General features: G+C 40.0%; 16 protein-coding genes. 5 read left to right on the forward strand and 11 right to left on the reverse strand.

Annotated features, from left to right (window positions below; translation table 11 throughout):
* Positions 1–78: 78 nt before the first annotated feature.
* Both AKG98_RS02415 and typA read right to left on the reverse strand, forming a co-directional pair.
* Complete coding sequence (locus tag AKG98_RS02415) at positions 79–1,035, reverse strand: virulence factor BrkB family protein (protein ID WP_067040840.1); 957 nt, start codon at positions 1,033–1,035, stop codon at positions 79–81.
* Positions 1,036–1,142: 107 nt separating this feature from the next.
* The gene (gene typA, locus AKG98_RS02420; protein WP_067040842.1) at positions 1,143–2,960 is read right to left on the reverse strand and encodes a translational GTPase TypA; all 1,818 of its coding nucleotides are present in this window, start codon (positions 2,958–2,960) and stop codon (positions 1,143–1,145) included.
* A 520-nt stretch (positions 2,961–3,480) separates the two neighbouring features.
* Between typA and glnA the strand changes: the two genes are divergently transcribed.
* The 4 genes from glnA to glnG all read left to right on the forward strand — a co-directional run bounded on the left by glnA (position 3,481) and on the right by glnG (position 8,119).
* Positions 3,481–4,890 carry a glutamate--ammonia ligase gene (glnA, locus tag AKG98_RS02425; RefSeq protein ID WP_067040844.1) on the forward strand — a complete coding sequence of 470 codons (1,410 nt, stop codon included), beginning with the start codon at positions 3,481–3,483 and terminating at the stop codon, positions 4,888–4,890.
* Between the two features lie 122 nt (positions 4,891–5,012).
* A complete protein-coding gene (locus AKG98_RS02430; protein ID WP_067040846.1) occupies positions 5,013–5,534 on the forward strand; it encodes a DUF4124 domain-containing protein in 522 nt (173 codons plus the stop codon).
* A gap of 102 nt (positions 5,535–5,636) precedes the next feature.
* Positions 5,637–6,689 (forward strand): nitrogen regulation protein NR(II), encoded by a 1,053-nt coding sequence (glnL, locus tag AKG98_RS02435; protein ID WP_067040848.1) that lies wholly within the window; start codon positions 5,637–5,639, stop codon positions 6,687–6,689.
* An 11-nt stretch (positions 6,690–6,700) separates the two neighbouring features.
* Positions 6,701–8,119: a nitrogen regulation protein NR(I) gene (gene glnG / locus AKG98_RS02440; protein ID WP_067040855.1), complete on the forward strand. Its 1,419-nt coding sequence runs from the start codon at positions 6,701–6,703 to the stop codon at positions 8,117–8,119.
* A gap of 46 nt (positions 8,120–8,165) precedes the next feature.
* Here the strand turns inward: glnG and AKG98_RS02445 are convergent, their stop codons facing one another.
* The 8 genes from AKG98_RS02445 to AKG98_RS02480 all read right to left on the reverse strand — a co-directional run bounded on the left by AKG98_RS02445 (position 8,166) and on the right by AKG98_RS02480 (position 16,529).
* Positions 8,166–8,783 (reverse strand): PilZ domain-containing protein, encoded by a 618-nt coding sequence (locus AKG98_RS02445; RefSeq protein WP_067040858.1) that lies wholly within the window; start codon positions 8,781–8,783, stop codon positions 8,166–8,168.
* A gap of 402 nt (positions 8,784–9,185) precedes the next feature.
* Positions 9,186–11,165, reverse strand: coding sequence for a permease (locus AKG98_RS02450; RefSeq protein WP_067040861.1), 1,980 nt, complete (start codon positions 11,163–11,165; stop codon positions 9,186–9,188).
* A 136-nt stretch (positions 11,166–11,301) separates the two neighbouring features.
* On the reverse strand, positions 11,302–12,039 hold the full coding sequence (locus AKG98_RS02455; RefSeq protein WP_067040864.1) for a DNA-binding transcriptional regulator YciT: 738 nt from the start codon (positions 12,037–12,039) through the stop codon (positions 11,302–11,304).
* A 149-nt stretch (positions 12,040–12,188) separates the two neighbouring features.
* Positions 12,189–12,869, reverse strand: coding sequence for an HAD family acid phosphatase (locus tag AKG98_RS02460; RefSeq protein WP_228140186.1), 681 nt, complete (start codon positions 12,867–12,869; stop codon positions 12,189–12,191).
* Positions 12,870–13,045: 176 nt separating this feature from the next.
* The gene (gene hemN, locus AKG98_RS02465) at positions 13,046–14,419 is read right to left on the reverse strand and encodes an oxygen-independent coproporphyrinogen III oxidase (protein ID WP_067040878.1); all 1,374 of its coding nucleotides are present in this window, start codon (positions 14,417–14,419) and stop codon (positions 13,046–13,048) included.
* A gap of 95 nt (positions 14,420–14,514) precedes the next feature.
* Entirely contained in the window at positions 14,515–14,976 is a 462-nt protein-coding gene (locus AKG98_RS02470) for a DUF2489 domain-containing protein (protein WP_067040887.1), read from the reverse strand.
* Between the two features lie 2 nt (positions 14,977–14,978).
* Positions 14,979–15,635: a Der GTPase-activating protein YihI gene (gene yihI / locus AKG98_RS02475; RefSeq protein WP_067040891.1), complete on the reverse strand. Its 657-nt coding sequence runs from the start codon at positions 15,633–15,635 to the stop codon at positions 14,979–14,981.
* Positions 15,636–15,905: 270 nt separating this feature from the next.
* Positions 15,906–16,529 (reverse strand): cytochrome c, encoded by a 624-nt coding sequence (locus AKG98_RS02480; RefSeq protein ID WP_067041089.1) that lies wholly within the window; start codon positions 16,527–16,529, stop codon positions 15,906–15,908.
* Between the two features lie 139 nt (positions 16,530–16,668).
* Between AKG98_RS02480 and yihA the strand changes: the two genes are divergently transcribed.
* The gene (gene yihA / locus AKG98_RS02485) at positions 16,669–17,340 is read left to right on the forward strand and encodes a ribosome biogenesis GTP-binding protein YihA/YsxC (protein WP_198155382.1); all 672 of its coding nucleotides are present in this window, start codon (positions 16,669–16,671) and stop codon (positions 17,338–17,340) included.
* Positions 17,341–17,632: 292 nt separating this feature from the next.
* On the opposite strand, the gene polA is transcribed toward yihA, so the two are convergent.
* Entirely contained in the window at positions 17,633–20,428 is a 2,796-nt protein-coding gene (gene polA, locus AKG98_RS02490; RefSeq protein WP_067040900.1) for a DNA polymerase I, read from the reverse strand.
* Positions 20,429–21,204: the final 776 nt, after the last annotated feature.

Below are 21,204 nucleotides of genomic sequence, written 5' to 3' on the forward strand. Positions count from 1 at the left end.
AAGACACTAGAGGTTGATAGTTGAACCGAACATTAGCGCAACAATGTTAATCCGCTTGCAGTATTAACTTTGCCTTACTTAGCCAGAGCTGTCATCCATAGATAGATGTTTTTGCTGTTGATTTTGTGACTGTTTTTTCAATTTAACCTGTGCTTTTTTATGCTCATCAAATTCTGTTAATGACGCGGTAATTTCAGCCCCGAGTAGGACAATCAACCAGCACAGGTAAATCCAAACTAATAAGATAGGTATAGTTGCTAATGCGCCATAAATCACTTCATAAGAGGGAAATTGTACTAAATACCAAGTAAAGATCCGTTTGATACCTTCAAATAACAAAGCACTAATCGAGGCGCCAATAAATGCATAAAGTAACGGAACGTGACGATGAGGAATAACCACATACATCACAAATAAACCCAATGTACCCAGCAAGGCAGGCACCAACTTTAACAGGCTAACAATCCCGGTCACTTCAGTCACATCAGAAACAAATGATAAGGATAATAAATAAGACGAAATACCTAAACTAAGGGCAATAAATAATGGACCAAAAGTTAATATCAACCAATACACCGCAAATGATAAAAAGAAACTACGTTCAATTTTACAACGCCAAATATGATTAATGTGCTTATCAATGGTATTAATTAACAGCAATGCCACCATAAACAACGCGCCAGAACCAATCGAGGTCATTTTTCCTGTATTGGCAACAAAATCCTGTAGATATTCTTGAATCGTACCCGTCGCATGTGGCACTAAATTAGTATATAAAAATGCTTCAACACTTTGCTGCCAACTTTCAAAAATAGGAAAAGCCGACATCACCGAAAAAACGACAGTGATTAATGGCACGAGAGAAAGTAAGGTTGTATACGCTAACGAACTGGCGTTAACCGTGATCCGATCATCACTCACGCGTTGACCTAAATAGCGCAAAAATGCAAAGCAATTTAACAAGAACAACCACAACACGGTTTTAGTTTTTGCCAACAGCAACAGTAACGGATGTTGATAAGATAACGTAACCACAAGTACCCTCCCTGGTAATTTGAAGATAAAAAAAAAGGTGATACCTAAGTATCACCTTTTTTTGAAATAGCGCCAAGATTATTAATTCATAACCTTGTTAACTATTATTATTTAGCTGGACGGCTAGCACGTTTACGATCGTTTTCTGAAAGAAGTTTCTTACGGATACGAATGCTTAACGGTGTTACTTCTACTAACTCATCAATATCGATGAATTCAAGCGCTTGCTCAAGAGTCAGAACGATTGCTGGTGAAAGCGTTTGTGCTTCATCAGTACCAGAAGAACGAACGTTAGTAAGCTGTTTACCACGAATACAGTTAACTGTTAAATCGTTAGAACGGTTATGAATACCAACAATTTGACCTTCGTATACTTCTGTCGCGTGACCTAAGAACAGACGACCACGATCTTGTAAGAAGAATAAAGAGTAAGTAACTGCTTTACCAGTTTGGTTACAAACTAATACACCATTCTGACGTTGACCAATTGTACCGCCTTTATGTAGACCGTAGTGATCGAAGCTATGGTATAAAAGACCAGAACCAGATGTCATTGTTAGGAATTCAGTTTGGAAACCGATTAAACCACGGCTTGGGATCATGAAGTCTAAACGAACACGACCTTTACCATCTGGAGTCATGTTAGTTAGTTCCGCTTTACGGATGCCTAACTGTTCCATTACAGAACCTTGATGTTGATCTTCACAGTCAACAGTCAATGTTTCCATTGGCTCATGTAGCTTACCGTCAATCATACGTTCGATAACTTCAGGACGAGATACTGCTAGCTCGAAACCTTCACGACGCATGTTTTCAATTAAGATGCCTAAGTGTAGTTCACCACGACCAGATACTTTGAATTTATCTGGATCAGCAGTTTCTTCTACTTTAAGTGCAACGTTGTGTACTAACTCTTTGTTCAGACGGTCAAGGATGTTACGTGATGTAACAAATTTACCTTCTTTACCACAGAATGGTGAGTTGTTTACTTGGAACGTCATTGTTACAGTTGGTTCATCAACTGATAACGGTGGTAGCGCTTCAACATTGTTCTGTGCACAGATAGTGTCAGAAATTTTTAGTTCGCCTAAGCCACTTATTGCAATGATATCGCCCGCTTCTGCAAGTGCAACATCATGACGTTCAAGACCTAAGTAACCTAATACTTGGCCAACTTTACCTTTACGCTGTTTACCGTCAGAACCAACAATAGTAACTTGTTGATTTACTTTAACAGAACCACGTGTGATACGACCAACACCGATCACGCCAACGTATGCGTTGTGATCAAGTTGCGAGATTTGCATTTGGAAATCACCGTCACGATCGCCTTCAGGTGGAGCAACACCGTCAACAATAGCTTGGAATAAAGGTTCCATGTTTTCAGTTGGTTCATCTGATTCAGAGTTAGCCCAGCCATTTAGTGCAGAAGCATAAACAACTTTAAAGTCTAACTGTTCATCAGTTGCGCCTAGGTTATCGAATAAATCAAAGATTTGATCCATAACCCAATCAGGGCGAGCACCAGGCTTATCGATTTTGTTGATAACAACAATTGGCTTAAGACCGTGTGCAAATGCTTTTTGTGTTACGAAACGCGTTTGTGGCATAGGCCCATCAACTGCATCAACGATCAAACAAACACTGTCTACCATAGACATAATACGCTCAACTTCACCACCGAAATCGGCGTGTCCTGGAGTATCTACGATGTTGATACGGTAATCTTTCCACATAATTGCTGTGTTTTTAGCAAGAATAGTAATACCACGTTCTTTTTCAAGATCGTTAGAATCCATTACACGTTCTTCATTACCACCACGTGTTTTTAAAGTACCTGACTGTTCTAATAACTTGTCAACTAAAGTGGTTTTACCATGGTCAACGTGAGCGATAATCGCAATGTTGCGTAGTTTCTCTAGCACTGTGATGCCTCTGTATATTTTATATGGGTAAAAATTAGGCGGTATTGTAACCGCCTCGCTGTGATCTACCTAGCAAAATTTTGGCACAGAGTAAAATGATTGCAATTTATTTTATTGAAAAATCGTGCGATAGGTACTGAATGGACTTTTAGCACACAAAAAATAAATAAATATAAGCCATATCACACCGTGAGTAATTAGGCTTATAGATGATACGTTTTATCAACTATATTTGAATACGATTTTACTGGTAATCCCTGAAAATAAACCATAATATCAGAGTTAGTAATCGTAAATGTATGCGTTTATTTACCGCAACAACTTCTGCACCAAAAAGGTGCTCTGCACGCACGATGTTCGTGCAGCAATAGGTTGAAGCAAGGAGTGACACATACATTAAAACAACAAAATCAACAACTTAAATAGTTGGCACATATATGGCATTATTTAAATTATGATTGTTTACAGTCAGCCACTTTAAATGAAGCCATCATATTGATGACACCGGAGGTTATTTTTTATGTCAGCAGAAAGCGTATTAGCTCTAATTAAAGAACAAGACGTTAAATTTGTAGATTTACGTTTTACAGATACTAAAGGTAAAGAGCAGCACGTTTCTCTACCACATCATCAAGTTACTGCCGGCTTCTTTGAAGAAGGTAAAATGTTTGATGGTTCATCCATTGAAGGCTGGAAAGGCATCAACGAATCTGACATGATTTTAATGCCAGATCCGGCAACAGCCGTACTTGACCCGTTCACAGAAGCAACAACACTGAACCTTCGTTGTGACGTACTAGAGCCTGCAACGATGCAAGGTTATAGCCGTGACCCACGTTCAGTAGCAAAACGTGCACTTGCATATTTACGCTCAACTGGTATTGCTGATGATGTATTCTTCGGTCCAGAACCAGAATTTTTCCTATTTGATGATGTTAAGTACAAAACTGACATGTCAGGTAGCATGTACAAAATTGACGCTGAAGAAGCTTCTTGGAACTCTGATAAAGAGTACGAAGGCGGCAACATGGGTCACCGTCCAAGTGTTAAAGGTGGTTACTTCCCAGTATCACCAGTTGACTCTGCACAAGACATCCGTAGTGCAATGTGCCTAATAATGGAAGAAATGGGCTTAACAGTTGAAGCGCATCACCATGAAGTAGCGACAGCAGGTCAAAACGAGATCGCAGCACTATATAACTCAATCGTTGAAAAAGCGGATGAAGTTCAAATTACTAAATACGTTATCCATAATGTTGCACACGCTTACGGAAAAACAGCAACATTTATGCCTAAGCCACTTGTAGGCGATAACGGTTCTGGTATGCATTGTCACCAATCACTACAGAAAAATGGCGAAAACATTTTTGCTGGTGATCTGTATGGCGGCCTATCTGAAACTGCGCTTTATTACATCGGTGGTATCATCAAGCACGCAAAAGCAATTAACGCCTTTGCTAACCCAGCAACTAACTCGTACAAACGTTTAGTTCCAGGTTTTGAAGCACCAGTAATGCTAGCTTACTCAGCGCGTAACCGTTCTGCATCAATCCGTATCCCAATCGTACCATCGCCAAAAGCGACACGTATTGAAGTACGTTTCCCAGATCCAGCAGCAAATCCATACTTAGCATTCTCAGCAATGTTAATGGCGGGTATTGACGGTATTAAAAACCGCATCCACCCAGGTGATGCAATGGATAAAGATTTATACGACCTTCCAGCGGAAGAAGCAGCAGAGATTCCACAAGTTGCCTCTTCACTACAAGAAGCACTATCAGCACTCGATACTGACCGTGAATTCTTAACGGTTGGCGATGTAATGGCAGACGATACTATCGATGCTTACATTGCAATAAAAGAACAAGAAGTTGAAAGACTGAACATGACAACTCACCCAATTGAGTTTGAAATGTACTACAGCGTATAATTTCTGATTAATACAAATTAATATCAAAAAACCCGCAATTAAGCGGGTTTTTTATTTGTTAAACAAATGTAATTAGGTGAAAATAACCATACAAATCAAGTAAGCAAAGACAGGATGTCGCCATGAAACACGTAATGTTATTCATATTAATAATCACAAGCTATGCCAGTGTTGCCGCTATTTATCAATGGACTGATGAGCAAGGTATTACCCATTTTTCGGATGATGAAAGTAAACCCGCATCAGCCAAAGAAATTAATGTGAAGCTCACACCACCTTCCATTGACTCTCTAACTCAATCAATCACCCACAAAGCAAGTCATGCAAATACCACTATGAATGATAAATCTGTCACGCCAATTAGCATTCATATCAACACACCACGCGATCAACAAACGATACGCAGTAACACTGGCGAAATAACAGTGTCAGCCGCTCTCAGTTCAACACTGCAGTACGGCTCGAATATTCGTTTATTAATTGATGGCATTATTCATAGCGAACAAATTGAGAACCAATTTAATGTCACCAACGTACCGATTGGTACGCATAAATTACAGTTACAAATAATCAACAATTTAGGCAAGGTAATTGCATCATCAGAACTCATTACTGTTTATTTACATCGATTTAAGGCCAACTAAGCATTACAGCTTTAATTTTACCACGCTGTACAGTAATATTTTAAAGTCAGCACCAAATTGGTGCGTTCGGTCTCGGGATGTTTATCCTAATAAGGAAGTGCCATGATAATGATCCCAGAACCTCAACAGTCATTAATGAATAACTTAGTTTCTTCGGTTTTCGTTCTCAATCATGATCTGTATATAAAATATATCAATCCAGCGGGTGAACAATTGCTAGGCTCCAGCGCTAGCCGGGTGCTTGATGTGAAGATCACGGACATCATCGAACATACAACGCTAGACCTTTCGTTATTGGCAAGTACAATTAAAACAGGGCAAGGATTTACTGACAATGAAGTATCATTAGTCATTGATGATCGCCAACTATTAGTCGAGATTTCAGCAACATTAACGAACTTTAACTCGGAAGTCTGCATTCTAATTGAAGCGAGGCAAATAGATTTACAAAAGAAAATCAGCCAAGAGCTTTATCAACATGTACAACAGCAAGCAGCGCAAGAATTAGTACGTGGTTTGGCCCATGAAATTAAAAACCCACTAGGGGGATTACGTGGCGCCGCACAATTGTTAGAGAAAGAGCTACCAACGGCGGAATTAAAAGAATTTACCGGTATTATCATCGAACAAGCCGATCGATTACGGACGCTAGTTGACCGTTTATTAGGGCCACAAAAGCCTGGTCAGAAAACCATTTTAAATATTCACTCCGTCATTGAAAAAGTAAAACAATTAGTCGAATTCGATTTACCGCCAGGCATCATTATCGAGCGAGATTATGATCCATCTATCCCTGATTTTGAGATGGAACCAGACCTATTACAACAAGCACTACTTAATATCATTAGTAATGCAGTTCAAATACTAAAAGAACATGGCATCATTAAAATTATTACGCGCACAGCACATCAAGTGAATATCCAAGGGCAGAAATATCGCTTATGTGCTGAAATAAAAATCATTGATAACGGACCAGGTATTCCAGAGCACATTAAAGATACCTTGTTCTACCCAATGGTTACTGCACGTGAAGGCGGCACCGGACTTGGTCTTTCTATTGCTCAAAACCTGATTAAACAACACAAGGGTAAAATTGAGTGTCATAGCTGGCCAGGCCATACCGAATTTGCCATTTATCTGCCACTAAGAAAATAAAGGATTAAACTATGACAACAGCAACAGTTTGGATTGTCGATGACGATAGTTCCATCCGCTGGGTTCTCGACAAAGCATTAAAATCACAGAAATTTGAAACCTCTGCATTTAGTGGTGCGCATGCCTTATTAAATAAACTCGAATTCGAACAGCCAGATATCATTATTTCTGATATCCGCATGCCAGAAATGACCGGATTAGAGTTAATGAAAAAAGTACATGCCATTCACCCCGATCTCCCGATCATCATTATGACTGCCCACTCCGATCTAGACAGTGCAGTCAATGCGTATCAGGCGGGTGCATTTGAATACCTACCAAAACCGTTTGATATTGATGAAGCAGTGTCCTTAGCGACTCGCGCAGTGACCCATGCCAAAGAGCAAAGCAAAAATCGTCGTAAAAATAATAAAGTGGCGCCAGTGACTGAAATTATTGGTGAAGCACCCGCCATGCAGGAAGTTTTTCGCGCTATCGGTCGCTTATCACGTTCTTCGATCAGCGTATTAATTAATGGTGAATCTGGTACGGGTAAAGAATTAGTTGCACAAGCGCTACACAAACACAGCCCACGCGTAAATAACGAATTTATTGCCTTAAACATGGCTGCAATTCCCAAAGATTTGATTGAATCAGAACTTTTTGGTCATGAAAAAGGTGCCTTCACGGGCGCAGCAGGTGTGCGTAATGGTCGCTTTGAACAAGCTAATGGCGGTACCCTATTTTTAGATGAGATCGGGGATATGCCGATTGATATTCAAACCCGATTATTGCGGGTACTTTCTGATGGGCAATTTTACCGTGTAGGTGGCCATTCTCCGGTGAGTGTAGATGTACGAATCATCGCAGCAACGCATCAAAACCTAGAAAAAAAAGTAGCTGATGGTAGTTTTCGTGAAGACTTATTCCATCGTTTGAACGTCATTCGTATTCATATTCCATCGTTAAATGAACGTCGAGAAGATATTCCTAAACTCGCCAATCATTTTTTAATCAGAGCGGGTAAAGAACTGAGTGTCGAAACCAAAATTCTCAGTAAAGAAGCACAAACCTATTTAGCTAATCATCATTGGTCCGGTAACGTTCGCCAACTTGAAAATATTTGTCGTTGGTTAACTGTGATGGCCAGCGGCCAAGAAATATTCATTGCTGATTTACCTCCTGAGATCACCGAAGAGCAACCGCCCTTAATGAGTCATGGTAGCGCAGCTCAAAGTGGCGACTGGCGCACGCAATTAAAAACCTGGACGGCACAGCAACTCGCATCAGGACAGCGTGATATCCTTGCTGAAGCAATGCCTGATTTTGAACGTATCATGTTACAAACTGCATTAGAGTACACGCAAGGTCATAAACAAGATGCAGCAAAACTACTGGGCTGGGGTCGTAATACCCTCACCCGTAAGTTGAAGGAACTCGATATTAATTAATCATGCTTAGGCAGTTAACCTATCCTTTAAGTTAACTGCCCGCTTACTAATTCAGTGAATCATGTTTTTCAATAATATAATTATGGAGTATCAAAGCTAAGTCATTATCAATATCGAAATTCAACGCCAGTCCTTTACCATTATTATTTTCATTTTCAATCCGTACAACGTTAGCCTTAACTAAATGAAAACCACGTTGTGGGATCTTTAAATAAAAGTTCACACAGTCCCCTTTTTGAAGGTTGAAATCGATAGACGAAAATTGCTGCGCACTGCATAACATAAACAAACCCGACGTCGATATATTCAGAACCGCACCCAATAATACTTCACCTTGCGGATCAAATACCTTTAAACCTTTGGGATCCGACAGGCGCCAATAACGCCCTTCTCCACCTTTATAATCAATGATATCGGGAGGACCAAGCTCCTTTAGCTCATCGCTATAGCCATCACTAATAAGATAAAGCGGAAAACGAAATTCCTTTTTTTGGCTTTGCGTTACCAATACAATGTCATCAGATTGCGCTAATACATTCAGCATTTGCTTTGAGATATGCGAGATAAATACTTCACGGCTAACATCATCAGCCTGACTCTCTATTACTTCCTGTAATAAATTAAGTTCATCTTGAGTTAAAACATCCGTCACTTTCTTTGGCATGAAAAAACCTTTATTGCTTTGTCGAGAAACATCCTGTTTGCTATACAAAGAGTGGGAGTAATTCGAATCACATTTTCATCTAGTTATACTAATCTTAGTAAACCAGAACAGGTTTAACCTTGCAAATATAAAAACTGTGAGCTTGATGACACTGTCATAAAAATAAGTATTAACAAATAACGATTCCGATATCACGACAAGTGAGCTGAGCATGGAAGTAAATCTAGATAATATGAATAATGAAGTCTGTCTAATCGAGACGATAGAAGTAAAAGGCGAGTTTATTATGGAGCAACGTCACCGCCATGAGCGGCGGCAACGTCAATCAAATCACTGTTCTCGTTACGAGCGCCGGTTACACGATCGACGTAATGCCCAGAGAAACAAGATTGATATTACAATCTAATGATGGTGATGGTGAGGTTTGGCATTTCTAAAACTATGCGGTAATAATTCCAACATAAAGCTACGCGCACCGCGACGTAAAATACTTATCGCAAATAGAACCGTTACAATGACTAGACTCAAATAACGCCACCAATCATCTTGCCAATGTGGTGCTAGCGTTAACCATGGCTTAGGCAATTCAGGTACCCAATACATAATCCCCAGGCCTAATAACAAGGCTACAGTGACAATCGCCATAACCACAGCCATTGCAATGTGCTTACCTTGATTATCTTTAATAAAGCGGTATAAATCTAAGTTAAGCGTTGGTCCCACTAAACTAAAAGCAACAACCGCACCTGGCGATACGCCGGCAATAAGCATAATCGCTAATACAGGGGTAATACCCGTCGCACAAAAATGAAAGGGTAACGCAATCAAGATCGCCAGAACCACTTGTAACCAAGGTTCTTGCTGTAAAAACTGCCAACCAATCGTCGGGGTAAATGTTGCTGCGGCAATTAATCCAAACAATACCCAAGGTGCAGTATGATCAATTAAATGCGCAAAACCATGTTCAAAAGCATGCTTCAAACGCGATGTAGATTGTTTTAGCTGTTCAGGTGTCGCACACGTTTCAGTATTTAAATCATGTTTCTTAAACAATAACCCAATCAATAAACCCAAGGTTACCGCTAAAATAATCGCCATCACTAAACGAATACCAACCCACTCAGCACCGAGTAACGGCAATGAAATAAGTAATGCATCAAACCCGATCACAGGCGACGCCACCAAAAATGACACTGCTAATGCAGAGCCGCAGCCCGCTTTAATCAATTGCTTATACATGCTTGATGCATCTGGAATACAGATCGGCAGAGGTAAACCAATCAGCGTGCCTTTTAATGCGCCAGCGACTGAGCCAGTACTGCGTAATTGGCCAACCAGATTGAATGCAGGTTTCACAAAGTTAATCAGCCATGTCAGGATATAAGCGAACAATAACGCGGGGGCCGCATGTAACGACAAGCTCACAAATCGTAATAAGGTTTCAGCTGTTTCATTACCGTGCGCATGTCCCGCATGGTCATCATGTCCCGCATGGTCATCATGTCCTACATGGTCATCATGCCCTACATGGTCATCATGCCCTACATGGTCATCGTGTCCTACATGGTCATGCCCTTCATCTTCCGCATGCTCATGTAATTCGATATCGACCTGTAGCTCAGGAGATGTCGCCATTTCTGATACCAACACGGTTTCTTCCGAACCGTGATCATGCGGCGCATAACCTAACCAATGTGGCAGTAATACCGCAAGTAAACAGATGGCACCAATTAAGCTACCCGTACCAGCGGCAAATTTATCACGTTGAGTTTCTTTACCGTGTTCCTGTTTATAGGGCTGGTGAAATACAACATGTAAAATAGAACCCATCACTAATGCTTGGAACCAGATCAACCAGTTACCACTATCATGTGCGATCAGTTCTCCACCCAGCCAAGTACCCGCAACCGTTGCCACTGACATTGCTGTTAATACCGCTAGCGGTAATGCTCTGCCGTAATGCGGACGTAACAACCACCACACAGTCAAACCGACAGGAAAACGATGGAGAACCACACCGATTGCCAATAAATAAGCGGTCTGATCATTTTCAATCGCAAGCGCGCCGCCATCGGTAAGAGCGTGTAAAACTAGGCCTAACACGCCTAATATCAAGGTAATAGAATGGGTTTGTTTGGCGACTTTATGAAATATTTTTTCCACCATACCAGGGCCAAATAAGCCGACTAGCATCAGTCCAAGAACGGCAATACCCCCACTTTCCAATAATTCTGGCAAGATATGGAATAACACCAAACCGCCAATGGAAACAAAGATAAAACTATCAAAGAAAGCAAAACGATCAGATTTAGAGCCGACAAATTTACATAAATAAGGGCCAAGGAAGAGGGTCGCGATGCTCAGAAATAAAAGTAAAGACATGGTATAAACACGAGGTCAGTAAACAGGTGTTATAATATAACATAACAGCCGTCACTGATGCCAGTCAGAAATGTTATATTATAACAATGCTGACTGGCATTAATAAAACGTAGATTAAATTAGCCGTAGAGGAAAATTATTTTACGACTTTAATGTTATGTTTTTCTAATAAATGTACATATTCTAACGAAGCATCTTCGTCAGTAATCACCATATCGACCTGATCGAATTGATATAATGGTGTATTGTGAACTTGACCGAATTTAGAAGAATCCGTGATGACAATATTTTGTGCACCTTTTTCTAAAATAGCCACACCGACATCAGCACGCATCATATTACGGCTCGTAAAGCCCGTATTTGGATGCAGACCATCGATACCTAAAAATGCTTTAGTAAAGTGAGTATGCTTGATGCAAAGACGCGTCAAGGTACCCACCATGCTTTCACTTTCATGCTGATAAAGACCACCTAACACGATAATCTTAACATCGGTTTCTTTCATTAAATGGGCAATATAGCTGCTCGGTGTAATAATGGTTACATCACTACGTTTACCTAGCTCTTTTGCCAGTAAAGCATTCGCACTACCACCTTCGATCATGATAGTTTCGCCATGCTCAACGAGGCTTGCTGCACACATTGCCATTTTACGCTTGTGCTCATAATTGACCGTAATACGATGCGACACGTTATCGGTATTATGCGGAGTAGCGCCACCATGAACACGACGGATGAATCCTTCTTTTTCTAACTTGTTCAGGTCATGACGGATCGTAACCTCTGAAACACCCAGCTTATTCGACATTTCGCCAACAGAAGCACGTCCCTTTTCATTTACAAGATTAATAATATCAGTATGTCGTTGCTGCATGATTTCTCATATCCCACACAATTTAAGTTTCCTATAAAGTAGATAGTACCACTTTCATCTGAAAGTCATAAGTACTAATTAGAGCTACAAATTGAAAAACTCAGATACATCGTATAACTGAGAGCTTCATCGCTAATACTAAGTTTAGCTTATTGTACCGACCATGTTTTTTCATGCCACGTTTGTATGATATAGGAAATTTCATACCAGTCGTGTGCACTCGTTACTCTTTCTCTGAACGCTTTATTATGCGGTTGCTTTATCATAATGCAATTATCAACCCCAGCATTTTTCGCATCCAGCAAATTATCATATTTATCATCTACAAAAGCATGGATCTCATGCGTCTGTTGAATCTTGTTTAAATAAGTCGCTTTTGACTCTCCAAACTCAACAAAAAAGATATCTTGAAAAATATTACCGAAGCAATGATACATGTTTGCTCGACGCAGCGCTTCCACCTGAGGGTCACGACTACACGCAGTAATACAAAAAATATCATAACCTTCTTGGATTAGTTTAGTTAGAATTCGCGAAGCACCTGGCAGCGCATCTAATGCACCAAACTGCCAACTAGATGCAAACTCTTTTAATATTTTAACATCTTGACCTTCTTTAACACCTAACCACTCGCATAAATCCCATGCTAAGGGTTTACCAGTCACTTTTTTATCATATTGGTGATTAACAAACTCACGTAACCGAGAACCAAAATCTAATACCGTATCATCAATATCAATGACTATCGCTTTCATAGGCGTATTTCCATTTTTGTGATTATGTCTATCATTAATAACTTTGTAAAATAAGATAATGTTATCGAAGAACAATATTACATAGATACCAAGTTATGTATATTTAACTTCTATGAAATCAGGTCTCCAATACTAACGTAATAGTCAGAAAATCGAGAGCACTATTTTCCTTAAAACAACAATGATTACATTCAAACAGGCATTAAAAAGGCACCCTAAGGTGCCTCACTATTATTTAATCTCTTGCGGAATTAGATCACGCGAGAAAACTGTTGCTGACGTGCGCGTTGACGTAAATACACATCGAAACACATACAGATATTACGGATCAACAATTTACCTTTCGGTGCTACTTGCAACATATTGCCTTCAATAATAACCAGTTCATCGTTAATGAAGGTTTGTAATAATGCCATGTCTTCAGCAAAGTAAGTGGCAAAGTCTAGCTTGAAAGTATCCGCAATCTTATCCATATCCAGCTCAAAATTACACATTAGCTGTTTGATCACCGCGCGACGAATCGAATCATCATCATTCAGACCCACACCACGCCATTGTGCATGACCAAGCTCATCCACTTGCTTATAGTACATTTTTAGTTCTTTTTGGTTCTGCGAATAAGCATTACCAATTTGGCTAATTGATGATACACCTAAACCCAACAAATCCGTTTCACCTTGAGTCGTATAACCTTGAAAATTACGGTGCAGTATACCTTCGCGCTGAGCAATCGCTAATTCATCGTCTGGCTTTGCAAAATGATCCATACCAATAAATTGATAACCGTTATCGGTCAAAAACGCGATCGCATCTTCTAAAATAGCTAAGCGATCAGAAGGCGACGGCATATCTTCTTCTTTCATTTTACGCTGACCAGCAAACAAACTTGGTAAATGCGCGTAATTAAATACCGTTAAACGTGCCGGATCTAAATCTAGTACACGCTCCAAGGTTTTATGGAAGGTTGCTTTGGTTTGATGTGGTAAGCCATAAATTAAATCAATATTAGTCGATTTGAACCCTAACTCATGAGCACGTTTGATAAGCGCAAAAATGAAGTCTTCATCTTGATCACGGTTGATTGCCGCTTGCACTTTTTTATCGAAATCTTGCACACCAAGACTTAAACGATTAAAGCCAACTTTCGCTAATAAATCAATGGTACTTAGTTCAATTTCACGTGGGTCAACTTCAATCGAAATTTCAGCATCGTCGTCAAAATTAAAGCTGTTTTTTAACGCATCCATCAAACGTTGAATTTGTGGTTGCGTTAAAAACGTTGGAGTGCCACCGCCCCAATGTAATTGCGATACATTACGGTTTTTGAAAAATGCAGCTTGTTGCTTGATCTCAGCTTCAAGCACATCAAGGTACGGATCGGCTTTATGCTGATGGCGGGTAATGACTTTGTTGCAACCACAGTAATAACAAAGCTTATGGCAGAAAGGAATATGCACATACAATGACAACGGCTTATCAGGTGTCTCATCGCAAGCAAAGCGAAAGTCTTGATAACCGAAAGACTCATCAAATTCCAACGCAGTTGGATAAGATGTATACCTTGGACCACTGTAATTATATTTTTCGATCATAGCCTGATCCCAGACTAATTTTTGATTTAGCATATTCATCCCCTAAGACAACTCACGACAGTATGCCGAAAATAAACATCATGCCGTTTGTCTTACATCATAATATTAACGATTAGTTCCGTTATTTATTAACACTCGAACGTCGTTAAGCGGGCTACGTCTTTTTGCACACGTTCTGCATATTCACCTTCAAAACGAAAACGATCTAAATCAAATTGCATACGCGTTTTTTTTGGTAATTCACTGCGAGCATCCATGATTGGCATATGTTTTACTTTGTCATAAAACGCATGTAAGTCAGGATACTGCTGCGCCCAATCAACAGGTTCTAAAGCAGGTATAGCCGCCAATAATTTACTGATACGAATAGTGCCTTCTGACAGGTCACATTCTTCACGCCCCATCGCTTTGGCAATGATCTGTACACTTTCAGTAATGCGGACTTTACGTGCAGCAATTGCTTCATTTTGTTGATTAAGCTGCTGTACTTGTTGTGCTTTCACACGATACAGTAAACGTCCCGCATACACTGATAATGCCAGAATGATCAGGCATCCGATGCCCATTAATATCATCCAACTCGCTTGCATTATTAGTCCTCTGCGTCGTTATTCTTTAACTTCTTCTCTGTCGCTAAGAAGCGTTCATATAACTCATCTTCCGATAATTTTTCATTAGTAGTTTGAAGTGCTTTAGCATCAAGTTCTGCCATCATCGCTTCATCCCACTCATCTTCATCATAATCTTCTTCAAACTCTTCGTCATCAGCATAACCAAGTTCTTCAAGTAAGAATGCATGACGATCAACACCTTCATCGACATATGCTTGGTCATCACTGTTTAGCACTTCATTGTTATCTAAACGTAGTAATAGACCACTTAGGCGTGCATCATTTTCTAGTTTGTCTAGCTCTTGCTCAAACGTTAATACCGGTGCAACAGGCTTAACTTCAGCTTTAGGTCGTTTCACTTTAACAATCGCAGGTTGCACAACTGGTGTCGGTGTCGTTAGCAATTGAATCGGTGCTTTACTGCCTACTCTTGGATCGCCCGACTTACGTGAACCACCCGTGCCTTTTTTACCTTTTACAGCTTCCGTGGTTTTATTACCTGATGTTAAACCTTTACGCTTTTTTAAACGTTTATGCTTACGCGCTTCTAACGCTTGGGTATTCGTTTCACGCTTTTTGCGGTCTGATTTAGCAATAGCTAGCGGGCCGCCTGAACGTTCTTTTCTTTTACGAGTCATAGTATTCTCTGTCTTTAATCTGTCTAATAACAAGGTTCACAATTATCTTGTTGACCATATTGTTTATTAGCGGGTATCGTATTGCGCCTTATTTAAAGATAGTCAATTGACCCGTCTTTATTAAGGGCATAATGAGGCAATTCTTTAAGTGAGCGCAGACTATCAAAAAAGCGAGGAAGAAAAAAGGTAATTCCGATCTGATGAAAATAAAAAACTCAGCCGAGGCTGAGTTTTTTACGATATTAAAATGAACTCACTAAACAAAAATGATTAGTGAAGACCACCTAGATATTTAGAAATCATTTCCATATCGGCAGGTTTCAATTTATATGCAATATCATGCATCATATCATTTTTGTCATTTGCACGTTCTTGGCTACTAAATTTCTCTAGTTGCGCTTTAATATAATCAGCATGTTGACCTGATATTTTCGGGAATTTAGCTGTTTCGCTACCATTACCACGTGGGCCATGACATGCAGCACAGCCAGCAATGCCACGTTCGATATCACCACCACGATATAATTGCTGACCTGCAGCGATAACGTCTTCAGGTGTTTCTTCAGGCTTCATAGTTTTAGACGCAAAAAACGCCGCAAGATCCTGGATGTTTTGTTCAGTTAACATTGCAGACATACCCATCATGGTTGGATCATTACGACCCTTTTCACCACCAGTTTGCATCGCCAGTTGAAAATCTTTCAACTGCTTAACAATATACGACGCATTTTGCCCCGCTAACTTAGGATAGATACTTGCAGGACTATTACCATCAGCACCATGACACGCTGCACATGTACCGGAAATAGCTTCACCCGCAGCTGCATCCCCTGCAGCTTGGGCGGTACCCATTAATCCGATTAACATTGCAAAAGATAAGACAAGACTTTTCATAGCATTCCACTTGTTATTTTCAGCTTCCGATCCCATGTCACGGCGTGACATGTTACACTTATTATTATTCTATTTGACTATTTTACACATTTTCAAAAAAAAGTAATCATTTAACACAATTTCAATGAGAGATATTAGATTGGATAACAAAAAGATACACTTCGAAAACGCTGCATTTAGGATTAGTGCGCCAGACATTAGTCACCTAACAGACGATTCGGGCATTGAAATTGCTTTCGCTGGGCGATCTAATGCAGGCAAATCAAGTGCATTGAACACGCTGACACGCCAAAAAAGCTTAGCGAGAACCAGTAAAACCCCTGGCCGTACGCAACTTATTAACGTATTTGAAATCGAAGAAGGCAAACGTCTTATCGATTTACCGGGTTACGGTTTTGCTAAAGTACCTTTTGAAGTAAAGAAAAAATGGCAGAAAGCCTTAGGTGAATACCTTCAAAAACGCCAGTCATTAAAAGGTATCGTGGTATTAATGGATATTCGTCACCCATTAAAAGACTTAGATAAACAATTAATTCTTTGGGCGATTGATTCTGATATCCCGGTGATGGCGCTATTAACCAAAGCAGATAAATTAAAACAAGGCGTTCGCAGTAAAACCGTTAAAGAAGTAAAAGAGGCGGTAAAAGAATTTGGTGGTGACGTAACAGTAGCCCCGTTCTCATCATTGAAACATACCGGTATCGATGTGCTTAAAAACAAACTATGCGAATGGTATGCTTTGGAACCTGCAATAAACATTGCTAGTGACGACGATGAAGCGTCTGACGTTGAATACATTAACGAAGACTAGTTCAAACTCTGAATTTCAGGCAAAAAAAACGCCTCGTCAAAAAGTGACGTGGCGATGAATAATAAATTCAATTTGAAACAAAAGGTTTGAAATATAATTTCGAACCTCCATACCCTACCTCGCTAATATACTTCAAACTTATTTACACCGAAAGTAAAATACGTTATTTAGTTACATTTTTTGTGACAAAGCGCACCTGCATCGTTATTTTATGTAAAAAAACAACAAAACCAGCTCTGAGACTGGTTTTCTTTTAAATCACAATATAATGAAATTAACGCTTAATACAAAATTAGTGCGCTTCATCCCAATTATCGCCCACACCTGCTTCCGCAATAAGTGGTACATCCAATGACATTGCCGCCGCCATCAACGCTTTGATATTAACAATGTAGTCGTCCACATGCTCTTCTTTGATCTCGAATACCAATTCATCGTGAACCTGCATTAACATACGAATAGAGTCTGTTTCCACAGTTTCCATCCAGCCAGCTACATTAATCATCGCCTTCTTGATAATGTCAGATGCAGTCCCTTGCATTGGCGCGTTAATTGCCGCACGTTCAGCCGCCATTTGACGCATTTTATTACGTGCATTAATTTCAGGTAGGTATAAACGACGCCCTGATAAGGTTTCAACATAGCCTTTATCTTTAGCCACTTTACGTGTTTCGTCCATGTACGTTAATACACCAGGGTAACGTTCAAAATAGCGCGTCATGTATTGCTTAGCTTCTTTTTGCGGAATGTTTAACTGACGACCTAAACCGAATGCGCTCATCCCATAAATAAGCCCGAAGTTAATTGCTTTGGCACTACGACGCTGATCACTCGTTACTTCATCAAGCTCAACAGAAAATACTTCTGCAGCCGTTGCGCGGTGAATATCTTTACCTTCCGAGAACGCCGTTAGCAGCCCTTTATCTTGTGATAAATGCGCCATAATACGTAATTCAATTTGGCTGTAATCCACTGCTACATATTTATAACCCGCTTCTGGAATAAATGCCTGACGGATACGTCGACCTTCACCCGCGCGTACTGGAATATTTTGTAGATTTGGATCGCTTGAAGACAAACGACCAGTCGCAGTAACCGCTTGGTGATAAGACGTATGCACCCGCCCGGTTTTTTCTTCAATCAAGGTTGGCAGTTTATCGGTATAGGTTGATTTTAGTTTACTTAAACTGCGGTACTCTAAGATAATTTTTGGTAATGGATAATTTAGAGCCAGTTCTTGTAACACTTCTTCTGCTGTCGACGGTGCGCCTTTTGGCGTTTTCTTAATGATCGGTAATTCCATTTTAACAAATAGAATTTCTTGCAGCTGTTTTGGCGAACTCAGATTAAATGGTTGCTCGACAATTTCGTGTGCTTTAGCTTCTAGCTCCAGCATGCGAGTTCCAAGTTCAACACTTTGTGCATCGAGTTTTGATTTATCAATCAATACACCTTGGCGTTCTACCGTTGATAAAATACTGACCAGTGGCAATTCAACCTCGTTAAACAACGCCACTAGCGAAGGTTCCGCCTCGATCTTTTCCCACAGTACATTGTGTAAGCGTAACGTAACATCGGCATCTTCCGCTGCATACGGTGACGCTTGCTCTAATTCAATCTGGTTAAAAGTTAATTGTTTTTTACCTTTACCGGCGATCTCTTCAAAGCTAATCGTTTTATGGCCTAAGTATTTATCCGCTAAGCTGTCCATGTCATGACGCGTCGCGATACTGTTATAAACGTACGATTCAATCATGGTGTCATAAGCAATACCCGCGAGGTTAATACCGTAGTTTGCTAGCACTGATTTGTCGTATTTTAAATTTTGACCCACTTTTTTTGCATTACTGTCTTCGAGTAGTGCTTTTAGTGACGCTAATACATGATCACGGTCTAACTGCTCGGGCGCATCTAAATAGTCATGGGCAACCGGTAAATAAGCGGCTTCGCCTTCTGCAACTGCAAATGACAGTCCCACTAATTCAGCTTGTATATAATTAAGACTCGTGGTTTCAGTATCGAACGCAAACAGATCGGCTTTTTGTAACTTCTCTAACCAGCGATCAAAATCTGCTTGGGTTAAAATCGTTTCATAATTGCTGCGATCAATTGTACAAGGGGCTACAACGTCATTACTGTCAGACTCACTTGCCGCTGAACTCGATTTTGCTGCTTTACCTGCATACACATGTTTAGTTGCATCAGCACCGCCTAATAACGCCGCTAACCAACGTTTAAAGCCCATCTGCTGGTATAACTCAGCCAATGCATCGGTATCTGTTTCTGCGATAGCCAGATCATCAAGGGTTACACCGGTTTCAACATCCAATTTGATCGTCGCTAATGCATAAGAAATTTCAGCATTACCTTTATGCTCGATCATCTTTTTAGCGAGGGTTTTCGAACCACGGAAACCTAAAGGGGCAATAGCGTCTAAGTTATTGTAGATATCTTTAATGCTGCCCAATCCCTGCAGCAAACCTAACGCGGTTTTCTCCCCAACACCTGGCACACCCGGAATGTTATCGGCAGCATCACCCATAAGCCCAAGCAGATCAATGATCAACTCTGGTGGTACACCAAATTTGTCTTTAACACCCTGTGGATCCAATACCGTGTCCGTCATGGTGTTGATCAGCGTGACATTCTCATCAACCAACTGCGCCATATCTTTATCACCAGTACTGATCAATACAGCACGACCTTCTGCACTAGCTTGCTTGGCGATCGTACCGATCACGTCATCGGCTTCAACACCCGAAATACAGATCAAGGGTAAACCCAATGCCTTAACGATGTCATGCACCGGTTCGATCTGACAACGTAGATCATCCGGCATTGGTGGACGATGCGCTTTATAATCTGGGTACATTTCATTTCGGAATGTAGGACCTTTGGCATCGAAGATAACCGCGATATGACTGGGACTAAATTGTGTTAATAAGCTCTTTAACATGTTAACGACACCATACACAGCACCCGTCGCCATACCTTCAGCATTGGTCAAATGCGGAGGTGAATGATAAGCACGAAACAGATACGAAGAGCCATCGACAAGCACGAGGGGATTGCTAGGGATCGTAGACATAAAATAAACTCAGTGAAATAAATGATGAATAGGCTAAGCATGCCACAAGCCGTGAATTCTCGCTATGTTGATGATAAAAATATATCTTGCGATCAGATCTTAACCACTCGATCATAGATCTTGATCTAACTGTGGATAACTCTGTTGACAATGACGATCAAAAAACTCAGTAAAAAATATAGATCGTTAATGGCAACAACTAAAACAATTAAATAACAATAACTTAAATATTTAAACTGTAAGATCTAAAGTTATCTAACGCTTTTAGGTTATGTGGAAAAGAATCTCAAACTGAGAATATTATGTGTAAAAAGAAGGCATGATGATTAAAAAGAATACATCATTGAATAAATAAAATGTTTGATTTATGTTAATGAAAAATGATTTTGTTGCAGAAAATAAAAAGCCGGTATCAACCAGACTTCTCGATAATCGAGGGATAAGAAGTCTGATCTACCGGCCCGAAAAAATTCGGTNNAAGCAATGTGAGCAATGTCTTGTCCTACTGAAACAAATAATGATTTCCTGAAGAACAAGCTAACAATAACGATTCTCATTTGCGTTTGCAAGGGTTTATTTATATAAAATCAAAATAATTGTCATTAATCACAAAAATAATAATGTAACAAATACAGAATAGCTGACACCGTAATCGTGCAGACACTCGAGAACAATTTGGACATAGTTCGGTGATATAGAATAGTTGAAATAATAAATCTGCAGAAAATAAAAAGCCGGTATGAATCAGACTTCTCGATAATCGAGGGATAAGAAGT

This window comes from Moritella sp. JT01 (assembly GCF_001574435.1).
Taxonomy (GTDB): Bacteria; Pseudomonadota; Gammaproteobacteria; order Enterobacterales; family Moritellaceae; genus Moritella.

Bases quoted from the DNA above. Each gene is read 5' to 3' on its own strand.
- glnA (WP_067040844.1), top strand. From the start codon at position 3,481: ATGTCAGCAGAAAGCGTATTAGCTCTAATTAAAGAACAAGACGTTAAA.
- AKG98_RS02430 (WP_067040846.1), top strand. From the start codon at position 5,013: ATGAAACACGTAATGTTATTCATATTAATAATCACAAGCTATGCCAGT.
- glnL (WP_067040848.1), top strand. From the start codon at position 5,637: ATGATAATGATCCCAGAACCTCAACAGTCATTAATGAATAACTTAGTT.
- glnG (WP_067040855.1), top strand. From the start codon at position 6,701: ATGACAACAGCAACAGTTTGGATTGTCGATGACGATAGTTCCATCCGC.
- AKG98_RS02445 (WP_067040858.1), bottom strand. From the start codon at position 8,783: ATGCCAAAGAAAGTGACGGATGTTTTAACTCAAGATGAACTTAATTTA.
- AKG98_RS02450 (WP_067040861.1), bottom strand. From the start codon at position 11,165: ATGTCTTTACTTTTATTTCTGAGCATCGCGACCCTCTTCCTTGGCCCT.
- AKG98_RS02455 (WP_067040864.1), bottom strand. From the start codon at position 12,039: ATGCAGCAACGACATACTGATATTATTAATCTTGTAAATGAAAAGGGA.
- hemN (WP_067040878.1), bottom strand. From the start codon at position 14,419: ATGCTAAATCAAAAATTAGTCTGGGATCAGGCTATGATCGAAAAATAT.
- AKG98_RS02470 (WP_067040887.1), bottom strand. From the start codon at position 14,976: ATGCAAGCGAGTTGGATGATATTAATGGGCATCGGATGCCTGATCATT.
- yihI (WP_067040891.1), bottom strand. From the start codon at position 15,635: ATGACTCGTAAAAGAAAAGAACGTTCAGGCGGCCCGCTAGCTATTGCT.
- AKG98_RS02480 (WP_067041089.1), bottom strand. From the start codon at position 16,529: ATGAAAAGTCTTGTCTTATCTTTTGCAATGTTAATCGGATTAATGGGT.
- polA (WP_067040900.1), bottom strand. From the start codon at position 20,428: ATGTCTACGATCCCTAGCAATCCCCTCGTGCTTGTCGATGGCTCTTCG.